The sequence below is a fragment of the Staphylococcus sp. EG-SA-10 genome (genome assembly GCF_017151945.1).
In the GTDB taxonomy this organism is placed as follows: domain Bacteria; phylum Bacillota; class Bacilli; order Staphylococcales; family Staphylococcaceae; genus Staphylococcus; species Staphylococcus aureus.
The window spans coordinates 35,568-54,797 of sequence record NZ_JACVZJ010000002.1 but is presented as its reverse complement, the minus strand read 5'-3'; the positions used below and the strand labels follow the sequence as shown (position 1 = coordinate 54,797).

Annotated in this window: 27 protein-coding genes and 1 pseudogene; 21 read left to right on the top strand and 7 right to left on the bottom strand. The window is 30.7% G+C overall.

Annotation, left to right across the window (positions count from 1 at the left end):
* Window positions 1-504 carry a single-stranded DNA-binding protein gene (locus IDG45_RS02350; protein ID WP_000934799.1) on the top strand — a complete coding sequence of 168 codons (504 nt, stop codon included), beginning with the start codon at window positions 1-3 and terminating at the stop codon, window positions 502-504.
* A gap of 51 nt (window positions 505-555) precedes the next feature.
* On the top strand, window positions 556-798 hold the full coding sequence (rpsR, locus tag IDG45_RS02345) for a 30S ribosomal protein S18 (RefSeq protein WP_000897044.1): 243 nt from the start codon (window positions 556-558) through the stop codon (window positions 796-798).
* 331 nt (window positions 799-1,129) lie between these two features.
* Here rpsR and IDG45_RS02340 read toward each other — a convergent pair whose 3' ends face one another.
* The 4 genes from IDG45_RS02340 to IDG45_RS02325 form a co-directional block, all read right to left on the bottom strand.
* Window positions 1,130-1,756 (bottom strand): hypothetical protein, encoded by a 627-nt coding sequence (locus tag IDG45_RS02340; RefSeq protein WP_000281092.1) that lies wholly within the window; start codon window positions 1,754-1,756, stop codon window positions 1,130-1,132.
* Window positions 1,743-2,441: a DUF3800 domain-containing protein gene (locus IDG45_RS02335; RefSeq protein ID WP_000608381.1), complete on the bottom strand. Its 699-nt coding sequence runs from the start codon at window positions 2,439-2,441 to the stop codon at window positions 1,743-1,745. Before IDG45_RS02335 ends, IDG45_RS02340 begins: the two co-directional genes overlap by 14 nt.
* Before the next feature lie 2 nt (window positions 2,442-2,443).
* On the bottom strand, window positions 2,444-3,658 hold the full coding sequence (locus IDG45_RS02330) for a tyrosine-type recombinase/integrase (protein ID WP_000270126.1): 1,215 nt from the start codon (window positions 3,656-3,658) through the stop codon (window positions 2,444-2,446).
* A gap of 298 nt (window positions 3,659-3,956) precedes the next feature.
* Entirely contained in the window at window positions 3,957-4,691 is a 735-nt protein-coding gene (locus IDG45_RS02325; RefSeq protein ID WP_000142630.1) for a helix-turn-helix domain-containing protein, read from the bottom strand.
* Window positions 4,692-4,839: 148 nt separating this feature from the next.
* Here IDG45_RS02325 and IDG45_RS02320 point away from each other — a divergent pair, with 148 nt between their 5' ends.
* The 15 genes from IDG45_RS02320 (at window position 4,840) to seb (ending at window position 14,072) form a co-directional block, all read left to right on the top strand.
* Window positions 4,840-5,052, top strand: coding sequence for a helix-turn-helix domain-containing protein (locus IDG45_RS02320; protein WP_001063624.1), 213 nt, complete (start codon window positions 4,840-4,842; stop codon window positions 5,050-5,052).
* Complete coding sequence (locus IDG45_RS02315) at window positions 5,053-5,325, top strand: helix-turn-helix domain-containing protein (RefSeq protein ID WP_001138298.1); 273 nt, start codon at window positions 5,053-5,055, stop codon at window positions 5,323-5,325.
* Between the two features lie 11 nt (window positions 5,326-5,336).
* Window positions 5,337-5,483, top strand: coding sequence for a hypothetical protein (locus tag IDG45_RS02310; protein ID WP_000784887.1), 147 nt, complete (start codon window positions 5,337-5,339; stop codon window positions 5,481-5,483).
* On the top strand, window positions 5,476-5,685 hold the full coding sequence (tscA, locus tag IDG45_RS02305) for a type II toxin-antitoxin system antitoxin TscA (protein WP_001058495.1): 210 nt from the start codon (window positions 5,476-5,478) through the stop codon (window positions 5,683-5,685). Before IDG45_RS02310 ends, tscA begins: the two co-directional genes overlap by 8 nt.
* A gap of 2 nt (window positions 5,686-5,687) precedes the next feature.
* A complete protein-coding gene (gene tscT, locus IDG45_RS02300) occupies window positions 5,688-6,014 on the top strand; it encodes a type II toxin-antitoxin system toxin TscT (RefSeq protein WP_000383747.1) in 327 nt (108 codons plus the stop codon).
* Between the two features lie 64 nt (window positions 6,015-6,078).
* Window positions 6,079-6,948 (top strand): primase alpha helix C-terminal domain-containing protein, encoded by an 870-nt coding sequence (locus IDG45_RS02295; RefSeq protein ID WP_001002702.1) that lies wholly within the window; start codon window positions 6,079-6,081, stop codon window positions 6,946-6,948.
* A gap of 13 nt (window positions 6,949-6,961) precedes the next feature.
* The gene (locus IDG45_RS02290) at window positions 6,962-8,671 is read left to right on the top strand and encodes a DUF927 domain-containing protein (protein WP_000447469.1); all 1,710 of its coding nucleotides are present in this window, start codon (window positions 6,962-6,964) and stop codon (window positions 8,669-8,671) included.
* Between the two features lie 309 nt (window positions 8,672-8,980).
* Window positions 8,981-9,361: a hypothetical protein gene (locus IDG45_RS02285; RefSeq protein WP_000356942.1), complete on the top strand. Its 381-nt coding sequence runs from the start codon at window positions 8,981-8,983 to the stop codon at window positions 9,359-9,361.
* The gene (locus IDG45_RS02280; RefSeq protein ID WP_001047697.1) at window positions 9,358-9,999 is read left to right on the top strand and encodes a hypothetical protein; all 642 of its coding nucleotides are present in this window, start codon (window positions 9,358-9,360) and stop codon (window positions 9,997-9,999) included. The genes IDG45_RS02285 and IDG45_RS02280 overlap by 4 nt, the downstream gene beginning before the upstream one ends.
* A 449-nt stretch (window positions 10,000-10,448) precedes the next feature.
* A complete protein-coding gene (locus tag IDG45_RS02275; RefSeq protein ID WP_001190614.1) occupies window positions 10,449-10,790 on the top strand; it encodes a hypothetical protein in 342 nt (113 codons plus the stop codon).
* A 30-nt stretch (window positions 10,791-10,820) separates the two neighbouring features.
* Window positions 10,821-11,474: a hypothetical protein gene (locus tag IDG45_RS02270; protein WP_000214172.1), complete on the top strand. Its 654-nt coding sequence runs from the start codon at window positions 10,821-10,823 to the stop codon at window positions 11,472-11,474.
* Window positions 11,475-11,526: 52 nt separating this feature from the next.
* The gene (locus tag IDG45_RS02265) at window positions 11,527-12,054 is read left to right on the top strand and encodes an encapsidation protein CP3 (protein ID WP_000771368.1); all 528 of its coding nucleotides are present in this window, start codon (window positions 11,527-11,529) and stop codon (window positions 12,052-12,054) included.
* 2 nt (window positions 12,055-12,056) lie between these two features.
* Entirely contained in the window at window positions 12,057-12,398 is a 342-nt protein-coding gene (locus tag IDG45_RS02260; protein ID WP_000358778.1) for a hypothetical protein, read from the top strand.
* Entirely contained in the window at window positions 12,395-12,964 is a 570-nt protein-coding gene (locus IDG45_RS02255; RefSeq protein WP_001293089.1) for a terminase small subunit, read from the top strand. Before IDG45_RS02260 ends, IDG45_RS02255 begins: the two co-directional genes overlap by 4 nt.
* A gap of 307 nt (window positions 12,965-13,271) precedes the next feature.
* Window positions 13,272-14,072 carry a staphylococcal enterotoxin type B gene (gene seb / locus IDG45_RS02250; protein ID WP_000278086.1) on the top strand — a complete coding sequence of 267 codons (801 nt, stop codon included), beginning with the start codon at window positions 13,272-13,274 and terminating at the stop codon, window positions 14,070-14,072.
* A 77-nt stretch (window positions 14,073-14,149) separates the two neighbouring features.
* Here the strand turns inward: seb and IDG45_RS02245 are convergent, their stop codons facing one another.
* Window positions 14,150-14,707 carry a DUF4888 domain-containing protein gene (locus tag IDG45_RS02245; RefSeq protein ID WP_001035615.1) on the bottom strand — a complete coding sequence of 186 codons (558 nt, stop codon included), beginning with the start codon at window positions 14,705-14,707 and terminating at the stop codon, window positions 14,150-14,152.
* 374 nt (window positions 14,708-15,081) lie between these two features.
* Here IDG45_RS02245 and IDG45_RS02240 point away from each other — a divergent pair, with 374 nt between their 5' ends.
* The 3 genes from IDG45_RS02240 to IDG45_RS02230 all read left to right on the top strand — a co-directional run bounded on the left by IDG45_RS02240 (window position 15,082) and on the right by IDG45_RS02230 (window position 15,602).
* A complete protein-coding gene (locus IDG45_RS02240) occupies window positions 15,082-15,234 on the top strand; it encodes a hypothetical protein (RefSeq protein ID WP_001788502.1) in 153 nt (50 codons plus the stop codon).
* A 70-nt stretch (window positions 15,235-15,304) separates the two neighbouring features.
* On the top strand, window positions 15,305-15,415 hold the full coding sequence (locus IDG45_RS02235; protein ID WP_000139423.1) for a hypothetical protein: 111 nt from the start codon (window positions 15,305-15,307) through the stop codon (window positions 15,413-15,415).
* Window position 15,416: 1 nt separating this feature from the next.
* On the top strand, window positions 15,417-15,602 hold the full coding sequence (locus IDG45_RS02230; protein ID WP_001286805.1) for a hypothetical protein: 186 nt from the start codon (window positions 15,417-15,419) through the stop codon (window positions 15,600-15,602).
* Between the two features lie 795 nt (window positions 15,603-16,397).
* On the opposite strand, the gene IDG45_RS02225 is transcribed toward IDG45_RS02230, so the two are convergent.
* Window positions 16,398-17,336, bottom strand: coding sequence for an Abi family protein (locus IDG45_RS02225; RefSeq protein WP_072357673.1), 939 nt, complete (start codon window positions 17,334-17,336; stop codon window positions 16,398-16,400).
* A 50-nt stretch (window positions 17,337-17,386) separates the two neighbouring features.
* A pseudogene (locus IDG45_RS02220) lies at window positions 17,387-18,040 on the bottom strand (tyrosine-type recombinase/integrase); the annotation flags it as partial.
* 246 nt (window positions 18,041-18,286) lie between these two features.
* Between IDG45_RS02220 and selX the strand changes: the two are divergent.
* Entirely contained in the window at window positions 18,287-18,898 is a 612-nt protein-coding gene (selX, locus tag IDG45_RS02215) for a staphylococcal enterotoxin-like toxin X (RefSeq protein ID WP_000475322.1), read from the top strand.
* Window positions 18,899-19,230 lie beyond the last annotated feature (332 nt).

Here is a 19,230-nt window from a genome sequence, read left to right as displayed (position 1 = left end):
ATGCTAAATAGAGTTGTATTAGTAGGTCGTTTAACGAAAGATCCGGAATACAGAACCACTCCCTCAGGTGTGAGTGTAGCGACATTCACTCTTGCAGTAAATCGTACGTTCACGAATGCTCAAGGGGAGCGCGAAGCAGATTTTATTAACTGTGTTGTTTTTAGAAGACAAGCAGATAATGTAAATAACTATTTATCTAAAGGTAGTTTAGCTGGTGTAGATGGTCGCTTACAATCCCGTAATTATGAAAATCAAGAAGGTCGTCGTGTGTTTGTTACTGAAGTTGTGTGTGATAGTGTTCAATTCCTTGAACCTAAAAATGCGCAACAAAATGGTGGCCAACGTCAACAAAATGAATTCCAAGATTACGGTCAAGGATTCGGTGGTCAACAATCAGGACAAAACAATTCGTACAATAATTCATCAAACACGAAACAATCTGATAATCCATTTGCAAATGCAAACGGACCGATTGATATAAGTGATGATGACTTACCATTCTAATAAAAATTAACGAAATTAAAGCGAAAAAATTATCAAAGGAGGCACACAATCATGGCAGGTGGACCAAGAAGAGGCGGACGTCGTCGTAAAAAAGTATGCTATTTCACAGCAAATGGTATTACACATATCGACTACAAAGACACTGAATTATTAAAACGTTTTATCTCAGAACGCGGTAAAATTTTACCACGTCGTGTAACTGGTACTTCAGCTAAATATCAACGTATGTTGACTACAGCTATCAAACGTTCTCGTCATATGGCATTATTACCATATGTTAAAGAAGAACAATAATATATAATTTATTGTCAAACCCCGTAGGCATATACCTAAGGGGTTATTTTTGTGTGCTTTTATTTGGAAAGTTCGCAAAAAATTCGCAGAGTGTGGAAGTTTAGGCATAAAAAAGCAACTGCAGTAACATTTTAACCTAAAAGCTATTGTGGAATGTGTATATAATTTGTAGTTTATTATCTACTTATTATATACATGTCAAGAAAAACTATTTATATATTGATATAATCCAGTATTTTAGGGTATAATATTAATGACTCATCTGCCCAGTGTAGAAGGAGCACGACTTCCTTACGATCTAAGGAAGCTTTTTTTATGTCTTTTTGTTTATTTATTTTATTGCTTTTTTGTAATTACTCTCTAGTCGTTTTATTTCGCTTATTAAAACTAAAGGATAGCCAGTAATAAATCTATATGAATGTAAAGCACTATTTTTATAATATTCTTGTAAAATAATGTGATAATGAAAATTGGAATATGAGTACAATATATTCCATCTATTATTCTTTCTATTATCTTTTCTTTTGTCTGGGTTTTTCCATACCTTTATATTTGTTTCATTAGAAAGTTCTAAATTTTTCAGCACATAATAAATATAAGGGAGATGCTTTGCTCTATAAATGCATTTTGCCCTGTTTTCATGAAAAAAAGCTTGAGGATTATTGGGGGAAGCGATAGAACAATTTACATTACATAATCTATGTGCATGATGGTTTACGCATGGATACATGTTATATTTTTCTCTTCCATTATCCCCATTTAATATGTCATCTATACTACATATATGCTTGAATGCATTGTCATTGGCATATTCAAAATAAATGGGTTTGCCTTTAAATGTAGGTTTATTCGCATTTTGCATAAAATATTTCTCAAAAAATGAATATGAAGAGTCTAATTCATCACTTCTTTTATCAAGGTTTATATCTATTTCTGATAATAAATCATTTAAATACATTTTGTTTTTCTCCCCAATCAAAAACATTTAGCTTGCTTTCATCTGGGCTTGTGCCATTAAAACTATTACCAGCCTTTTTTTTGAAATAGTTAACTATTTCGGTTTTAATAGGAGAAGACTGTAAATTTCTTCTATCATATGAAAAAATACCAATTAAAATATCGCATAATTGAAGTAAGTCGTTTCTTCTAGAGTCAATTTGATGCATTTCTTTAATCACATCTTTTTTAAAATCATAAATGTTGTTGCATAATACTTCATGAAGAAATTGCACTTTGGGAGCTCCAAGAGTATCTTTAATATCTAGTAATATTTTATATTGCTCATTAGGGTTGTTAATCATTTTGCCTAGTAATAGAAAATACATTTTATAATACCATGTATTATAATCATCGCCAGAAGAAAATGATAATTCTTTTTTATTGTGTGCAATTACTACCCTAAAACATAAACTTTCATTGAAAAATAAATCAATAAGTTTTTTATACATACCAAGTTTACTCTTTGATGCTTTAGTCCATTTTAATTCAACAGACTCTTTAATATTAAATTCTCTTTTTATCTTTCTAAATGAATCTACTATACTAATTTTATCCTTAGAATCAACTGATAAAGCGCCTAAGACCATAATATTTGCAACATCGTTTTGTATATGACAACTTTCATCACAATATATATTAATCATTTCTATCCCCCAATTCTTTCCAATTTATTCATCATATCTTTTGCCATCTGATCAGTTACGTGTGTGTATATCTCTAAGGTGGTTTTATAGTCTGAGTGACCTACACGCTCTTGTATCGCTTTTAGGTTAATTCCTAATTGCGCAAGTGTAGATATGTGTGTGTGACGTAATGTGTGCGTTGTCACACGCTTGTTAATTGAACTTATATCTGTTGCTTCTTTAATAATATTATTCACCTTATTTAAGTCAATAGGGCTACCAGCAGTGTTAGTAAATATATAACCTCTATCTATGAATTTAGCATTCCACTGATTTTCTTTTTTATTTTCTAGCATGAGCTTTTTAAGTAAATTAATACTTTGAGTTGTGAGGCCTATTGTTCGATAACTCTTACTTGTCTTAGTTGTTTCTTTAACGCCAAATGCTCCAGTTTCTGCATCAGTAACCCAATTTATTGTTCCGTCAATCTCTAGTGTTTTATTCTCAATATTTATATTGTCTGTCTTGATTGCTAGGAGTTCGCCAATGCGCATTCCATTGTTAATTTGAAATTCTACTAATGCTTTTACCATTTCATAGTTACGTTTACGCGTAGCATGACGCTTATGTTTAATTAGATAGTCGAAGCACTCTAGTAACTCCTTTACTTCGCTATCTTCTAAATAGTTATTACGTTTAGCTTGAAACTCGTTTCTGGTTTGGGCTTTCTTAGGTATATCTATTTTATCTAACACACTAATATCGTGCAGATCATAATATTTAAACGCATATTTGAAAACGGAACGAATAACAATAACAAGAGATTGAACATGGCCAATACTATGTGATTTAGCCCATTCATTAATGATGTTTTGTAAGTAGGTGTGCGTAATCTTGCTGATGAGTACTTTGCTATCAATAGCATTTTTAACTGTATTAGTATTACTTTTCTTTTCTTTAATAGTGGTTGGTTTTGAGCCTGAATGTGTCTTGTAATGTTCTAACCATTCATTACACGCATCGTGAAACGTTAATTTTTCAAGTTGTTTCGTGCTATTATGTTTCAAACGTTGCTCAATGATTCTATTTAGTTCTAATTGAGCATCTTTTTGGCTACGTACATTATTCTTGTTACGTGTAACTGATACTGTTTTATACTTGCCAGTTAAAGGGTCTGTATAGCGCTCTAAATAGCGATAGGCCGTACTTTTGTTTTTAGTGATTTCACGAACCCACATTTGTCATCCCTCCTTGTCATCTTCATCATTTTTTTCTTTATAGTGCTTTAAATGATCATAGTTATACATGTTATCAATCAGTTTAAACATTGATATGCATTGAGTGATAAAAATAGTTATAACTAACGCATATATAGTAAAAAGTAAATATTCAATTAATACATTCAATTAATCACTCCTTGAGTATATTGGTTGAATCATTTTTACTATGTATCTCACAACCTTAAAATAAGACGTAGGTGTGCTAGGACACGTAGGAATTTGACTGTTTTATATAATTTATTTGAAAATTATGACATTAATCTGTTTCATATAAAATTTTATATAAGGCGTCTCTTTTAGTTTTATCATCTTCCGAGTTTGTAAAGATATTAAAAAAATCATCCTTGTTTTTAATGTAATTGTATTTATTAAGTAAAAATACAACGATTAAATCTTTAATTGTCTTTAAATCGTTATCATTTAAAACGTTGTAATAATACATATCTTTTTCTGTGAAATGCTTCTTATTTAAAAAATTATTATCTAAGAGAAAGCTTCTGTCAAAAAACACTTCATATTCATTTTGAGTAAGTAGCCAATTTAAGTCAAAATAAGGCTTTTCTATAACTTCTTTTTTTGTAGTCCCTTTAACCAATTTGATTTTATTACTAAATATATCACTTTCAATTTTTGAGTTTTCATTCTGTTTTTTTTTAATTGTAACATCATAATATTCATTGAATTGTGTAATAAGTTCATTGGGGTCTCTATCGCTAATAGTACTATTAGATGAGTTTATAAACATTATGAGAATTTCATCTAAGTAACTATTATTGATTTCATAAAACGGGCTTTCACTGCCCATTTTATATTCGATATGTGTTTTAAAGCCTATTAGTAAATTGAAAATTGTTTCTAAAGAAGGGAAATTTCTTTTTCCGTTTTCTAATTTACTTATATATGTTTGCGAAACGCCTGATAAAGTAGAGAGTTCTTTAACCGAAAGCTTCCAACTCACTCTTTCTTTTTTTAATATTTCACCAAAAGTCATATAAATCACCTCTAATTATAATTATAAATAAGTTGTACTTTGAGTACAATATTTTTTGTGTTGACAATACAAAAAGAAGTGTGTAATATTTGTTTTGTACTCAATGTACAAAAAAGTACTTGTGTACTAAAAGAAAGGAGTGCTTATCTTGAATAATAATTTAAGTTTGTTGATGGGGAAACATAGAGTTACGGCGTCAAAACTTAGCACGGTAACTGGTATTTCCAGAACATCAATACATGGCTTGTATCACGAACGTACTGAAAATCCAGATACAAAAACAGTTATGAAGTTATGTGAATATTTCAACATAACACCAAATGAATTTTTTGGAATTATTGAAAAAGAGGGGGTTAAATAAATGCCTAGAACAAAGTTACAAGATTTTCCATTAAAAGAAAATACAGTTACAGAACCAAAACAAGTTGTAGTAAATCCGTTGTTTGCGAAACCTAATGCACTAGCTGGTATTTTTGGAATTTCATACAGTTCGGTCAATCGTATTTTAAAAGAGTGGGAAAAAGATCATAAAGGTATTGATGATTTATATTATTCACTATCATCATCAATGATTGTTATCAGTATTCCGCGATTCGAGGAGTACATGAAGGCACGTCATAAAAAATGGATGTAGGAGGCAAGGCAATGAAAATGTACTTAACTTATATTTGCTTAGTTTCATTGTTAACAATTTTATTACTAGCAATATCGAATATGTATGTCGCTTTTAGTGTGTACGGCATGATAGTAACTTATGGATTTAATTTAACAGGAGGATTAGAAAATGAATAATGAACAAAAAGAAGTAATAGAACACGTGGTTTATCAACTTGAGTTAAGTGTCGTGAATAATTTGGAAAGTTATGAACACACAGAATATGTTAATGGTATTGAAGTGGTTTCAGAGATCAGTCGTGAAAAGCACTTAGAATTGATAATGAAATGGTGCGCACAAGAATTAAAGAATAATTTTCAATTAGAGAAAGGAGAATAAAAATGGATTGGGAAATTAAAAGTTTATTTAGCGATTTAAAGTTGTTGAAAGATAGTTTTGAGGATTTAAAGGATAGTAAGGGTTGGCATTTTGATGAGCTATATCCATATGAACCAAATCATGTCTTAAATAAAGATGAATTAATTGGAGAGGGATTTTCTTATCATGAGAGACGTATTCACAATAATCAAATGTTTGATTTATTCCATCTCTATATAGAGCAGTTCGATAATATTATCGAAAAGTTTTATGAAATAGAAAAAGCATCATCTGAGAACTTTGGCGAGGAATCAGATGACGCAAAGAATTCAATAAAAGTAGCAGAGTAATATAGAAATTACACATTCTTATTATAACATCTTTGCTCTGTTGTTTCATTAAGAGGTGCAAAAAATGAATGAAATTAAATTAGAATATGACACACATGTTTCAGTGGTACATTATGAAAGTTTAGACTCACGTTCATTTAAGAGCTTTTCAAAACCTAAATGGAGTAAGTTGGTTAATAAACTGTCTGTACCTATAGAAGCGAATTATAAGTATGCACGTGGTGTTGCTGTTTACGGTGATATTAAAGACGGTGCAAATGATCATGGTGAAATTATCAAAAAGCATCGAAACGATAAAAATGTCATATACAGAGATGTGATTGTACTTGATTATGATGAAATAAATGATTTAAAGCAATTACATGAAGCAATCAGCTCAGCTTTAAGCAATGTTGCATGGTTTTGGCACACAAGTTACTCGCACAGAACTGAACAAGCTAGAATACGCCTGTATATCCCTCTAAATGAGCGAATAAGTGCAGATGATTATCGTAAATATTCAAAGGTATTAGCAAATAAAATTGGTCATAAAGTGGATGAAGGTTCATATCAGCCAAGTAGATGTTTTGCACTACCAGTTATTCAAAAAGGACACATATTTATTAAACGAGTGAATGACTGTCCAATTATGGATGTTGATATGCTTGAACAGTGGTTAAAGGAGTATGAACAATCAAATGTTAGTCCGAGTGTCATAGGATACACGCGACGAGATAGTAAGTATTGGCGAGAGTTATGCTTTGGAACAACCGAAGGCAATCGTAACAATGCACTAGCTAGCTTAGTTGGACATTTATTAAGATGTCACGTTAATGATTATATTGTTTATTCATTTGCTTTATTATGGGGGCAATTCGCATGTAAACCACCTATGAAAGAACAAGAAATCAACGCCACTTTTCAATCGATATTAAATAAACACTATAACAATTAGAAAGGGGCTTTGTATGGAAACAGGTAAAAGTGATGTACTTGATAAAATTGAAAAAATTAATAAAAAAGATAGTGCCTTACAAGAAATTATACCGAAAGGCTATGAAATTGAACATCATCAATGCGGTGTTGCCTTATATCAACTTATACCAAGTAAAAAAGAAGGCGAACCAGATAAAAAGGTTTTTATCACAAATACAATCCCTCAAATTACTGAACGCTTTGAAGATATTGAGAGTAACGAAGTCAGCTTTAATATGCTTTTCTATGACAATAAAACGCCAGTAAATATAGCTGTGAGTGCCGAAGAAATTTCAGATAGTCGTCAACTCTTGAAATTGGTTAATAAAAAGCTAGATGTAACATCGTCAACATCTACTAAACTTGTTGACTATATTAATATATCTAAACGGTATAATCCACCATTAAATGTTAAAGTTGCAACGCGTTTGGGGCATGTGAAAGGTTATTTTATTTATCCTTATCAAGAAGTAATGAAAGACAGCAATGTCAAGTTGTTTAGCAATGATAAAGGGTTTCAAAAGTTAATAGACTCTTTTCGAAGTAAAGGAACACTACAAGGTTACTCTAAAAAGGTGTTTGCTCAAATAAAAGATTTACCAATGGTAATGGTTATGTTGTATGCATCTTTAGGCTCAGTTTTATTAAGAGAATTTGGATTACAACCCTTTATTGTAGAAATATCAGGTAGTACATCCACAGGTAAAACATTCACACTCAACTTAGTATCAAGTGTTTGGGGAACCAGTGACCTTATTACGACATGGAGTTCTACTCAAAATAGTATTGAATCAATGGCGTCATTTTTGAACTCATTTCCAATGTTTAAAGATGATACGCGTAACACACATCCTAAGTTTGTTACCAGTACCACATATAACTTTTCTAGTGGTGAAAGTAAATCGAGAAGTAATATTAATTTAACGCTAAATGCTAAAAAAGAATGGCGAAATATTTTAATTTCTACTGGTGAATCATCTATCGCAAATATGGCTGATGAAAAAGCGGGTGTATCAGCACGTGTAGTTACACTACAAGATCCACCATATCCAGATAATTTTGATTTTACCACATTAGACAAATCGTTTAGGGAGAACTATGGAACGTTAGGGTTGGCATTTATTAAACAATATGAGTCTAAAAAAGACGTGTATAAGAACGCTTTTGAGAGCTATCAACGGTATTTTAATCAAAAAGGTAGTAATGAAATCATGCAACGTTTAGGACGTGCCTTTGCGTTACTACAAGTTACCGGTGAGGTTTTGAATGATATTGATGGGTTTGAACATGACCATTTTAAAATTATCGAACAAGCCTATGACAGCATGGTTAAAAACAATAAGACGATTGATAAACCTAAGCAACTGTTAGAGGAACTATTACAATATTTAGATGCGAATAGAAATAATATTGTAGGTGACGGTTATGATTCAGTAAATTACGGAGATGTTAAAGCGGTATATAAACATGATTTTCTTTGTATTAAAAACGAAACTGTTAAAAATAAATTAGGACACGAAATGCAGACGATTACAGGGCAATGGGACAAAAAAGGTTATTTAATAAAAGATAAAAAAAGAATTCAAAAACAAGTAAAACATAAATCTCAAAGGCATCTGGGTTATGCGATTAAAAAAGAAATAATTGAAGAACTAGGATTTGATTTCTCGATTTCACATAATCCATATACAGAAAGTTATTAGTACACACAAGTACACACTCAATTTTAAAATATGTGTACTCGATAAATTCAATAATATCAACAGTTACATGCAGATAGTACACGAAGTACACAATGTACACATATAAATATATAGTCATAGTTAAAATTAATAAATTAATTATCGTAGATTTCTAAATAATATACAACTATCACTAAAATTTCTGTGTACTTTGTGTACTAATTATCACGAGGCTATATATATCAATGTTTTAACCAGTACACGAAAGTAAAAAAAGGTGTGTATTTAACTGTGTATGGTACACAATCAATATAAATATGGAGGTTACACATGGATAAAGAACAACTTAAAAAGTATATATACGAATATGTGAAAGAATATAAGGAGATACCGATATATCAGTTAGAAGATTTGTTTAAAGAAATAAATCACGACTATATAGGGAGAACTAGTATCACACACGATAAGGATGAGAATATTGTGTTTTGGAGTGGATGGAACAAAATTACAATGTTTGCGTTGATTGAATTAGTTAAAAGTGAACAACTTGATTTAGTGTATAGAGGTAGTTTTATAATGCGTTATTTGTTGGATGGTAGAGTTCCTAATTTACCATTAGCTATTTGTTATCCAGAAGATGGACAACAAACTGACGTGCCCTCATGGGTGCCTATGGTATTAAGAATAAATAAAGAGGAGAAAATCAAATGAACTTAGAAACTATCGTAAACCAATTTGAAACACGAGCAGGCACGTTACTAAGGTACTACACAGGATTATTAGAACATAGTAAAGTGCAACCGTGTTGCTTTAAGTTATACAATGATCCATTTGATATGGTATACGTGATGATGAACAGCAAGCTATTCGGTCATGTATATATTAAAGATTGTAAAGTAAGGCAATCATTTGAATTAGCGTCACCTAAGCACACTGAGGGGCTTATAAGAAGCATAGAGGGGCATTATGTAGGTTATGAATTACATGACGGTAAACATCTTTCTATTAGTGATATGATGGCTAGTCATTTGTTTGAAGATGAGTATTTTATGTATGGATTACAAACATATGCAGAATCAAATGATAGTGATGTGTTTGAGTACCTAGAAAATGGATTTGATACCGATACACTTGAGGGCATTCAATCGAGTAATACTGATGTGATAGCGAATATTGAAATGTTGTATCAGTTAGCTACGGGAATCAATGAACCAGCACCAGAGTTAGTTGAGGGATTAAAATTAGTAACTGAGTTTGTACAAGATGAGAATGCGACACAAGAGGATTACAAGGCTTTAGAACGTAAATTGAATGATCTAAAAGCGTCTTACTATAGCTTGAGTAAATAATGTTATGAGGGGTCACATGTAGTGTGTGGCTCCTAATAAAATACTACGATTTTATACGAGGTATAGCAGTTTAAAATGGTAAGGTTTTCGGAAGGTGTTGGCTTTTAAAATCGGAAGGTATACAGTCTTTGAGAATTGAAAAAATGGCAAGATTTGTGCAAGGTGTGCGAACTTTGTTAACGCTAATACAAGCTAAAGTTTGTGTTTTTGGCATAGGCCTAAAAGTTAAGTTTGTTCGCTGTTTGTTCGTGTTATTTTACCGAACTTAAGTTCTATATTAGGTTAATGTGAAAAGCCTAACGTTAAGTTTATAACATGATTTTATAAGTGTTATATATGATAAGCTAAACAATTGATAAAACGCGCTATAAAGCGAACGTAAGTTTGTTTTAGACCTGTAAAAATGGTATAATTTAGGTATGAAATAATTAAAAGAAAGAGGTGTAGAAATGCAAAGTATCGCAGAAAAAGAGACGTATCATTTACCCACCGAACACCTGCAAGTTTTCAATGTGATAAAAAATACGTCCAATAAGTATATTACTAAAACTAAAATCTTAAATCAATTGGGATATGAATATAATTCAAGCAATGAACGATGGTTACGAAGAGTAATCAATTCATTAGTATATGATTATGGCTATCCTATCGGATGCAGTTATAAACCTAGTGAACGTGGTTATTACATCATTACGACAGAACAAGAAAAGCAACAAGCGATGAGAAGTATTAAGAAATTAGCTGATGGCAGTATGAAACGCTATGAAGCTTTGAAACGAATCGAAGTGTAAAACAAAAACTAAAGAAAGAGGTACTTATAAATGACAACTACAACAATCACGGGTGATACGTGGGATGTATATTTTAATGATAGACGTTATAGAAATTTGTTAGGAGATTTTGAAGAGCTAATAACAGAAACGAAATCATTAATTAGACAAGGCTATAAAACGGATGTTATTAAAAATAAAATGGATAATAAGGCTTTGAGCCTACAATCTAAATTCAAAGAATTAGGACAAATATTATTAGATGAACATGAAGAAAAAATAGTAGAAATCCAACAAAAAGAGAAAGAATCTTCATATGAGAATCCACAAGTTGAAATGTTGAAACGTCAAGACATAGAGGCGAAAGTAAATTTAATTGATGCAGAAGAACTATTTAATCTTGTTTATAATGCCAATCCTAAAACCACTAATGTATATGAACTTAATATCTATAAAAAAGCGATAGAAAGTCGTCTTACTGAAGATGAAAATGTAAGGTTAAAACCTTACTTTGATGTATTGGTAGAAAAGGTAATTTATCCATATCGAAATAATGAAGAATATCAAAAATTAGAGTATAACTATAATGTTTTAAGACAGTTTGGGTTACAAAATAACGGGCAACCAGTCATCAAAGATAGTGATGGCGATATAGAAATTATTAACATTCAAAGTAAGTATAACGAAGTGTTCCGTAACGCTTAAATCAAAAATAGCCTATCCAATTTGGGTAGGCTCTCTTTATAGGAGTGAACGTATGAAACTGCTTAAAACGAAGAATTGTTTATATTATCGTAATGGCGACAATAAACTATCTGAGTATCAACTATTAACGCAATTTAACCCAGCATTTATTAATAAAAAAATTAAGATGTGTGAATTCCAAATTGAAAGTATGTACCATATGAGTGCGTCGACCACAACATGTGATGAAATAATGGGGGTCGTGTCTGTCTCATATCCGATTGAAAAATTAGTTATCAAAATTATTGAAACAAAAGCAGGGTTACAAAACTATAAAAATAGATCTATAAATAATATGGCGTTGTTGAAAAAGGTACTAAATCATTATACAGAAAAAGAGCAGAAGCAAGTTGTAAAATATATGCGTTCAAATGGACGATATAAGCCCTACAACGTCATTGAACGCTTACAAGTTGATTTGTATCAAGCAAGTATTAAACAACGTTCAGAACGTCAAAAACAAAGAAATACAGCAATTGAAAACAGTAAGATTGCACGAGTAAATGCATATCACCAATCTTCATATGTAAAAGTGGTGTAACAATGGATAAAAAGCAAATAAAAGACTTCGTTTGTGATTATCATAAGCGAACTAGAAGTGATGTGTTGATAGATGATGAAATAAATACCGATGAATTCTTTTCAATAGGTGATGAAAATTCTAATGAATGGATGGCAGACGATAACATTGATGATCATATTGTAAAGAATCACTTAGAAATGATTGTTGACCAAGTAGCTAATGATAAAGAGTTTTATATTTTCGATTCTTTAATACAAGGACGTAGTTTTAAAGATATTAGCAATGTCTTAGAGTGTTCAGAACAATCTGTAAGATTATGGTATGAAACCTTATTAGATAAAATTGTGGAGGTGATAGAATGAGTGAGTTAACGGCAAAACAAGCGCGTTTTGTGAATGAGTATATAAGAACACTTAATGTAACACAAAGTGCCATAAAAGCAGGCTATAGCGCAAATAGCGCACATGTGACAGGGTGTAGGTTATTGAAGAAGCCACACATCAAGCAATATATACAAGAACAAAAAGATAAGGTTATAGATGAGAATGTATTAACCGCAAAAGAGTTACTACATGTGCTTACGAATGCGGCAGTCGGTGATGAAACAGAAACGAAAGAAGTTGTGGTCAAACGTGGAGAATATAAAGAGAATCCACAAAGTGGCAAAGTACAGTTAGTCTATAACGAACATGTTGAACTGGTAGAGGTGCCAATTAAGCCAAGTGATCGTTTAAAAGCTCGTGATATGTTGGGTAAATACCATAAGTTATTTACAGATAAGCATGATATTAACGGGAATGTCCCTATATTCATTAATATTGGTGAATGGGACGGAGATGATGAGAAGTTAGACAAAACTGTAAAAGAGGTATCTAATGCTAACCCTAGTCATCCTGTGATTGTGGATGATATTCCGTTAGAGGATTGAGGAGATTGAAGCAACGTTTAATTGTGCTATATAGTGTTCATAACATTATACAGTCATAAAATTAGAACTAGGTAGAAAAATAATTATGAAAAAACACTATGTTGTTAGAGATGTTTTTGTATATAAGTTTAGGTGATGTATAGTTATTTAATTTTAAAAGAATAACTTAATTAATATAAATAACGTGAGATTATTAAATATAATTAAGTTTCTTTTAATGTTTTTTTAATTGAATATTTAAGATTATAACATATATTTAAAGTGTATCTAGATACTTTTTGGGAATGTTGGATAAAGGAGATAAAAAATGTATAAGAGATTATTTATTTCACATGTAATTTTGATATTCGTACTGATATTAGTTATTTCTACACCCAACGTTTTAGCAGAGAGTCAACCAGATCCTAAACCAGATGAGTTGCACAAAGCGAGTAAATTCACTGGTTTGATGGAAAATATGAAAGTTTTGTATGATGATAATCATGTATCAGCAATAAACGTTAAATCTATAGATCAATTTCTATACTTTGACTTAATATATTCTATTAAGGACACTAAGTTAGGGAATTATGATAATGTTCGAGTCGAATTTAAAAACAAAGATTTAGCTGATAAATACAAAGATAAATACGTAGATGTGTTTGGAGCTAATTATTACTATCAATGTTATTTTTCTAAAAAAACGAATGATATTAATTCACATCAAACTGACAAACGAAAAACTTGTATGTATGGTGGTGTAACTGAGCATAATGGAAACCAATTAGATAAATATAGAAGTATTACTGTTAGGGTATTTGAAGATGGTAAAAATTTATTATCTTTTGACGTACAAACTAATAAGAAAAAAGTGACTGCTCAAGAATTAGATTACCTAACTCGTCACTATTTGGTGAAAAATAAAAAACTCTATGAATTTAACAACTCGCCTTATGAAACGGGATATATTAAATTTATAGAAAGTGAGAATAGCTTTTGGTATGACATGATGCCTGCACCAGGAGATAAATTTGACCAATCTAAATATTTAATGATGTACAATGATAATAAATTGGTTGATTCTAAAGATGTGAAGATTGAAGTTTATCTTACGACAAAGAAAAAGTGAAATTATATTTTAAAAAAGTAAATATGAAGAGTTAGTAATTAAGGCAGGCACTTATAGAGTACCTGCCTTTTCTAATATTATTTAGTTATAGTTATTTTTGTTATATCTCTCTGATTTAGCATTAACCCCTTGTTGCCATTATAGTTTTCACCAACTTTAGCTGAAATTTCAGGGTCAGTTGAGTCTTTACTGTGAATAGTTACTGTATCGCCGTCTTTAACGATATTCTTCTCTTTTAATTTATCTGTTAATTTTTTCCATGCTTCATTAGCATCTAATTTATTTCCGTTTGGATTAACTCTTGTAATATCGACAGTGTTAACACTATCAGTGTTAACAGTATTATTATTAGAAGTACTAAGCTCGTCCAAATTGGCAGTGCCAGTAATGCTACCTTCACCACCATTTTCTAATTTGTAAGTTACTTTAACTGTTTCTTGATCTGTTTTATCGATAATACTTGCTTCTTTTAAAGCGTCTCTTACATTTTTCCACAACTGTCCGTCTGTTGTTTCAGCAGCTTTTGCAACGTTATTAATACCATTATAATTTGAAGAAGAATGAAAACCTGAACCTACTGTTGTTAAAACTAAAGCACTTGCTATCAATGTTTTTGTTAATAGTTTTTTATTCATTTTATTTTCTCCTATAACTTATTTGCAATCGATTACAAAGTAATTTTACAATAATTATTTATGTAAATCAATTAAATAATTATTAACAAATCCATAAAATTTTATCATTAAAATATAATAATTTTGAGCTAGAAATATTCGTCATTTATGCTATAATCGTTTTAGACACAGCAATGTGTTCAAATTTTCATCTATTCGTAAGTTAGCCTTCGGGCTGACTTTTTATTTCCATTATTCACATGTTAATCTTGTTGTTGTTTAGGCAGGTACTTCGGTACTTGCCTATTTTTTTATGCAAATTTTAAAAAACACTTGAATAATAAACGTTTGTTTAGTATAATTATATTTGTAGGTTAGTTGATGACTTACAAATTATGTGTAAGGAGGTGAAAAGCCTCATGCTAGACATAATAAAAACACTTCTAGAACATCAAGTATTGGCAGTACTGATAATTCCAGAAGTGTTAAAACAACTTAGAGAATGGCATCTCGGCTACCTAGACCGAAAGCCAAACAACAAAGATTAACATTATGCTTGGAGCCTGATGGCTCCTCCTTACACTTATATAATATAATATTATTTGGAGGTTTTCAATTATGACAGAACAAATGTATTTAATATTGTTTTTATTAAGCCTACCATTGTTATTATTTATCGGGAGAAAAACACATTTTTATTGTTTAGATAAAAAGAATGGACGTAGATAATATGAGTGATTATAAATTAAAAATAATTGAATTGATCAAAAGTGATATAACAGGTTACCAAATTCACAAACAAACTGGCGTAGCGCAATATGTAATTTCACAATTAAGGCAAGGAAAGCGCGAAGTAGATAACTTAACTTTAAATACAACTGAAAAACTATACAGTTACGCACGACAAGTGTTATAATATAAATGTGAAATGGTCATTCTTGAAATGACTCGGTCGCTACTGGCACAGACCGTTTAAAGTGTCACCACAACATGAACTGAGAATTCATATGACGTTGCTGACGAGCGACAAAGCTCTGTGTTCCTGGATGGGAGTAAGTTTGTGTGGTGGTGCATAACAAGTCGCTGAAATATTTGCGACATAATAAAGCATATTATCGGTTTTATTAAGTGCTAAAGGCACATCTTAACCACCCATACTAGTTACTGGGTGGTTGTTTTTTATGTTATATTATAAATGATCAAACCGCACCACCTATTAATTTAGGAGTGTGGTTATTATAAAGGCGAAAAAAAGGCGTAATTGTGAAACTAGGGGCAAGGGTAGTATGTTCGCAAAAAGTTCGCAAAGTTACGAAATAGTGTGAATGTTCATAGACTTTCAAAATGAACAATATGAGTATAAAACATTGATTTAACAGCTTTTTGAACACTAATGATTATTCATAAAATAGCTATATATATAAGAAGAACAATAATATTTAATATATTATAACCCTCGTAGGCATAGGCTTATGGGGGATTTTTTTATGCTTTGGGATATAGAAAAGGGACAGAAAAGGGTAAAAAAGATGAGGTGAAGTTTTGTGTTTGGGATTTGCACAAAGATATGTTTATATTACAAAAATAATATGAATTTAAATGAATAAAAAAAGAACTACGCATTTTAAATAAAATGCATAGCTCTTCTTTTTCTTGCATACGAATTAAAATAACTCGCGAGACCTATAAGTCTCTTTCCTCACTAGATAGTTTATACTTTTGGTCTGTTGAAGTCAATAATTTTATCTAAAGCTATAAAAAATCTTTTGATAGCTAATGCATTTTTATAATAGGTTTCGTTTCTTTTATATCGCTTTTGAAGTTGGTCCAAATCGTGATATCTTGCTTGGATAATTGCATTACTACAAACTTGATTATGCAATTCTAGCGTAGCGAAAGTATCTATGAAATTTTTTATTCCGAACATGTTTCTAGATATGCCTATATTATTCCCTTTTTCAAATAAATATTGAGGAGATCTACTGTCATAATTTAGATTTGCTATGATGGGTTGGTTATGAGCTGATTTGTTTCTTATATTTTTAACTAAAGGCATTAAAATATTAGCAACTCTCAATTCTTCGTCATTGTACTTCTTGTAATAGAAGTTGAGAAACGAAACGAATTGACCTAGTTGCATGAATTCAATGCAAACCCATGCGGGTGGATTTTGATAGTATTTATTCAACTTCTCGGGTAGTTGTCCTCGTTTATTCATATGCTTGAATATTTCGTTTTTATTTTTGATTTTGGTTTCCATAACTTCTTCTGGTGTTCTTGAATTTGTGTCAAAATTTGAATTGCTATATGATTTATCAATACATAAGAACTCATCTATTATTTTATAACCATCTTCTTGGTTATTTTCTGTTATTAGTTTTAAGACTAGACACTTTAAACTATGTTCAATATCTAAAGTTAAATGCAACATTGTGTATCTTAATTTCATATCTATAGTTGCTAAATCTGATAAATAAGCAAATTCTATGAAATAGCCGCCATTCTTTTTTTCGAAATTTTTTCGGAAATAAGCTAGTTTGAAGAAGTAATTATTTTTTCTAAGAATTTCATTTGCTTTTTCGGTGTCAATAATATTAAAAAATATATTCATCTGTTTTAATTTCGCTATTTGCTCATCAAAATTGAGCATAGGCTTAATTTCTGCTAGTGTATCATCTTTTTCCAATATTAACTCCCCAATCATTCAAATTTATTCATCATATCTTTCGCCATCTGATTAGTAACATGTGTGTATATCTCTAGATTTTTTTATAATCTGAATGACCTACATGCTCTTGCATTGCTTTTAAGTTAATTCCTAATTGAGTAAGTGTAGATATATGCGAATGATGTAATGTATGCGTCGTTACAGGTTTCTTAATAGAACTAATCTCAGTTGTCTCTTTGATAGTGCCCCCTTTAATAATGTCGCTAATTTTGTTCGAGTCGATAGGGCCACCAGCTGCATTTGTGAATATGTAACCTATATTAATAAACTTATCATTCCAAGCATAAGTCTTCTTAGTATGTCGATGCTATGGATAGTGAGGCCTATAGCTGTTACTTGTTCTAGTTGTCTCCTTTACTCCGGATGCTCCCGTCATTTTTCAGTTATCCAATTAATTGTACCATCGATATCTAGCGTTTTATCTTCATAGTTTATATTTTCTCTCTTTATTGCAAGTAGCTCACCGATACGCATGCCATTAGCAATTTGAAACTGTACCATAGCTTTTACCATTTTATAATTACGTTTTCTCGTTGGATATTTTTATACTTAATTACATAGTCGAAACAATCCAGTAACTCCTTATCTTCATTATCTTCTAAAGTGTTATTACGTTTAGCTAGTAACGCATCACTATAGAGATATCTATTTTATCTATTACACATATAACTTTGAATTGCTTACTATTTTAAATTAACAAATTCTATTCTCTTAGATTTACTCCAATTATGTGTAGACGATTTATAGTTATTAAATTCAGAGTGGTAGCGAATTAAAGTTAATCAAGAGTTAAGATGAATTTAATTCATGAACACGTCTATTATTTTTATAATTGTAGCAAATAAAGCTTTACATCAAGGAGGTAATTAAATATGTTCAAAAAATATGACTCAAAAAATTCAATCGTATTAAAATCTATTCTATCGCTAGGTATCATCTATGGGGGAACATTTGGAATATATCCAAAAGCAGACGCGTCAACACAAAATTCCTCAAGTGTACAAGATAAACAATTCCAAAAAGTTGAAGAAGTACCAAATAATTCAGAAAAAGCTTTGGTTAAAAAACTGTACGATAGATACAGCCAAAATACAATAAACGGAAAATCTAATAAATCTAGGAATTGGGTTTATTCAGAGAGACCTTTAAATGAAAATCAAGTTCGCATACATTTAGAAGGTACATACACAGTTGCTGGCAGAGTGTATACACCTAAGAGGAACATTACTCTTAATAAAGAAGTTGTCACTTTAAAAGAATTGGATCATATTATAAGATTTGCTCATATTTCTTATGGCTTATATATGGGAGAACATTTGCCTAAAGGTAACATCGTCATAAATACAAAGAATGGCGGTAAATATACATTAGAGTCGCATAAAGAGCTACAAAAAGATAGGGAAAATGTAAAAATTAAAACTGATGATATAAAAAATGTAACTTTCGAACTTGTGAAAAGAGTTAATGACATTGAACAAGTTTGAAATTAAGTTAAATTAGTATATACAGTGCTTTATCGCTAATACTTTGAAAGTTAGGTATCTAAAGGTGCCTAGCTTTCTTTGTTATGATTAGCACCATCATATAGAAAATTCTTTAATGATGTTAATGCCGAAATTTGCAAAAATAATTTCTCTTTTATGGTTAATCAATATGTTTTTACATTCGACAACCTTAAAATTAACTTCTTTCAATTCCATAATAAAGTCTCTATAAAATAACTTAGTTTAAAAACGATTCGTATCTTTCAGATTCAAATACCATCATTTTCTCCTAAGACTTACATTTTAATTACAATTATGTAAGTTGTTTTCAG

Excerpts from the sequence above, each read along its gene's own strand:
- IDG45_RS02350 (WP_000934799.1), top strand. The coding sequence starts at position 1 with ATGCTAAATAGAGTTGTATTAGTAGGTCGTTTAACGAAAGATCCGGAA.
- rpsR (WP_000897044.1), top strand. The coding sequence starts at position 556 with ATGGCAGGTGGACCAAGAAGAGGCGGACGTCGTCGTAAAAAAGTATGC.
- IDG45_RS02340 (WP_000281092.1), bottom strand. The coding sequence starts at position 1,756 with ATGTATTTAAATGATTTATTATCAGAAATAGATATAAACCTTGATAAA.
- IDG45_RS02335 (WP_000608381.1), bottom strand. The coding sequence starts at position 2,441 with ATGATTAATATATATTGTGATGAAAGTTGTCATATACAAAACGATGTT.
- IDG45_RS02330 (WP_000270126.1), bottom strand. The coding sequence starts at position 3,658 with ATGTGGGTTCGTGAAATCACTAAAAACAAAAGTACGGCCTATCGCTAT.
- IDG45_RS02325 (WP_000142630.1), bottom strand. The coding sequence starts at position 4,691 with ATGACTTTTGGTGAAATATTAAAAAAAGAAAGAGTGAGTTGGAAGCTT.
- IDG45_RS02315 (WP_001138298.1), top strand. The coding sequence starts at position 5,053 with ATGCCTAGAACAAAGTTACAAGATTTTCCATTAAAAGAAAATACAGTT.
- IDG45_RS02310 (WP_000784887.1), top strand. The coding sequence starts at position 5,337 with ATGAAAATGTACTTAACTTATATTTGCTTAGTTTCATTGTTAACAATT.
- tscA (WP_001058495.1), top strand. The coding sequence starts at position 5,476 with ATGAATAATGAACAAAAAGAAGTAATAGAACACGTGGTTTATCAACTT.
- tscT (WP_000383747.1), top strand. The coding sequence starts at position 5,688 with ATGGATTGGGAAATTAAAAGTTTATTTAGCGATTTAAAGTTGTTGAAA.
- IDG45_RS02295 (WP_001002702.1), top strand. The coding sequence starts at position 6,079 with ATGAATGAAATTAAATTAGAATATGACACACATGTTTCAGTGGTACAT.
- IDG45_RS02290 (WP_000447469.1), top strand. The coding sequence starts at position 6,962 with ATGGAAACAGGTAAAAGTGATGTACTTGATAAAATTGAAAAAATTAAT.
- IDG45_RS02285 (WP_000356942.1), top strand. The coding sequence starts at position 8,981 with ATGGATAAAGAACAACTTAAAAAGTATATATACGAATATGTGAAAGAA.
- IDG45_RS02280 (WP_001047697.1), top strand. The coding sequence starts at position 9,358 with ATGAACTTAGAAACTATCGTAAACCAATTTGAAACACGAGCAGGCACG.
- IDG45_RS02275 (WP_001190614.1), top strand. The coding sequence starts at position 10,449 with ATGCAAAGTATCGCAGAAAAAGAGACGTATCATTTACCCACCGAACAC.
- IDG45_RS02270 (WP_000214172.1), top strand. The coding sequence starts at position 10,821 with ATGACAACTACAACAATCACGGGTGATACGTGGGATGTATATTTTAAT.
- IDG45_RS02265 (WP_000771368.1), top strand. The coding sequence starts at position 11,527 with ATGAAACTGCTTAAAACGAAGAATTGTTTATATTATCGTAATGGCGAC.
- IDG45_RS02260 (WP_000358778.1), top strand. The coding sequence starts at position 12,057 with ATGGATAAAAAGCAAATAAAAGACTTCGTTTGTGATTATCATAAGCGA.
- IDG45_RS02255 (WP_001293089.1), top strand. The coding sequence starts at position 12,395 with ATGAGTGAGTTAACGGCAAAACAAGCGCGTTTTGTGAATGAGTATATA.
- seb (WP_000278086.1), top strand. The coding sequence starts at position 13,272 with ATGTATAAGAGATTATTTATTTCACATGTAATTTTGATATTCGTACTG.
- IDG45_RS02245 (WP_001035615.1), bottom strand. The coding sequence starts at position 14,707 with ATGAATAAAAAACTATTAACAAAAACATTGATAGCAAGTGCTTTAGTT.
- IDG45_RS02240 (WP_001788502.1), top strand. The coding sequence starts at position 15,082 with ATGTGTAAGGAGGTGAAAAGCCTCATGCTAGACATAATAAAAACACTT.
- IDG45_RS02235 (WP_000139423.1), top strand. The coding sequence starts at position 15,305 with ATGACAGAACAAATGTATTTAATATTGTTTTTATTAAGCCTACCATTG.
- IDG45_RS02230 (WP_001286805.1), top strand. The coding sequence starts at position 15,417 with ATGAGTGATTATAAATTAAAAATAATTGAATTGATCAAAAGTGATATA.
- IDG45_RS02225 (WP_072357673.1), bottom strand. The coding sequence starts at position 17,336 with ATGCTCAATTTTGATGAGCAAATAGCGAAATTAAAACAGATGAATATA.
- selX (WP_000475322.1), top strand. The coding sequence starts at position 18,287 with ATGTTCAAAAAATATGACTCAAAAAATTCAATCGTATTAAAATCTATT.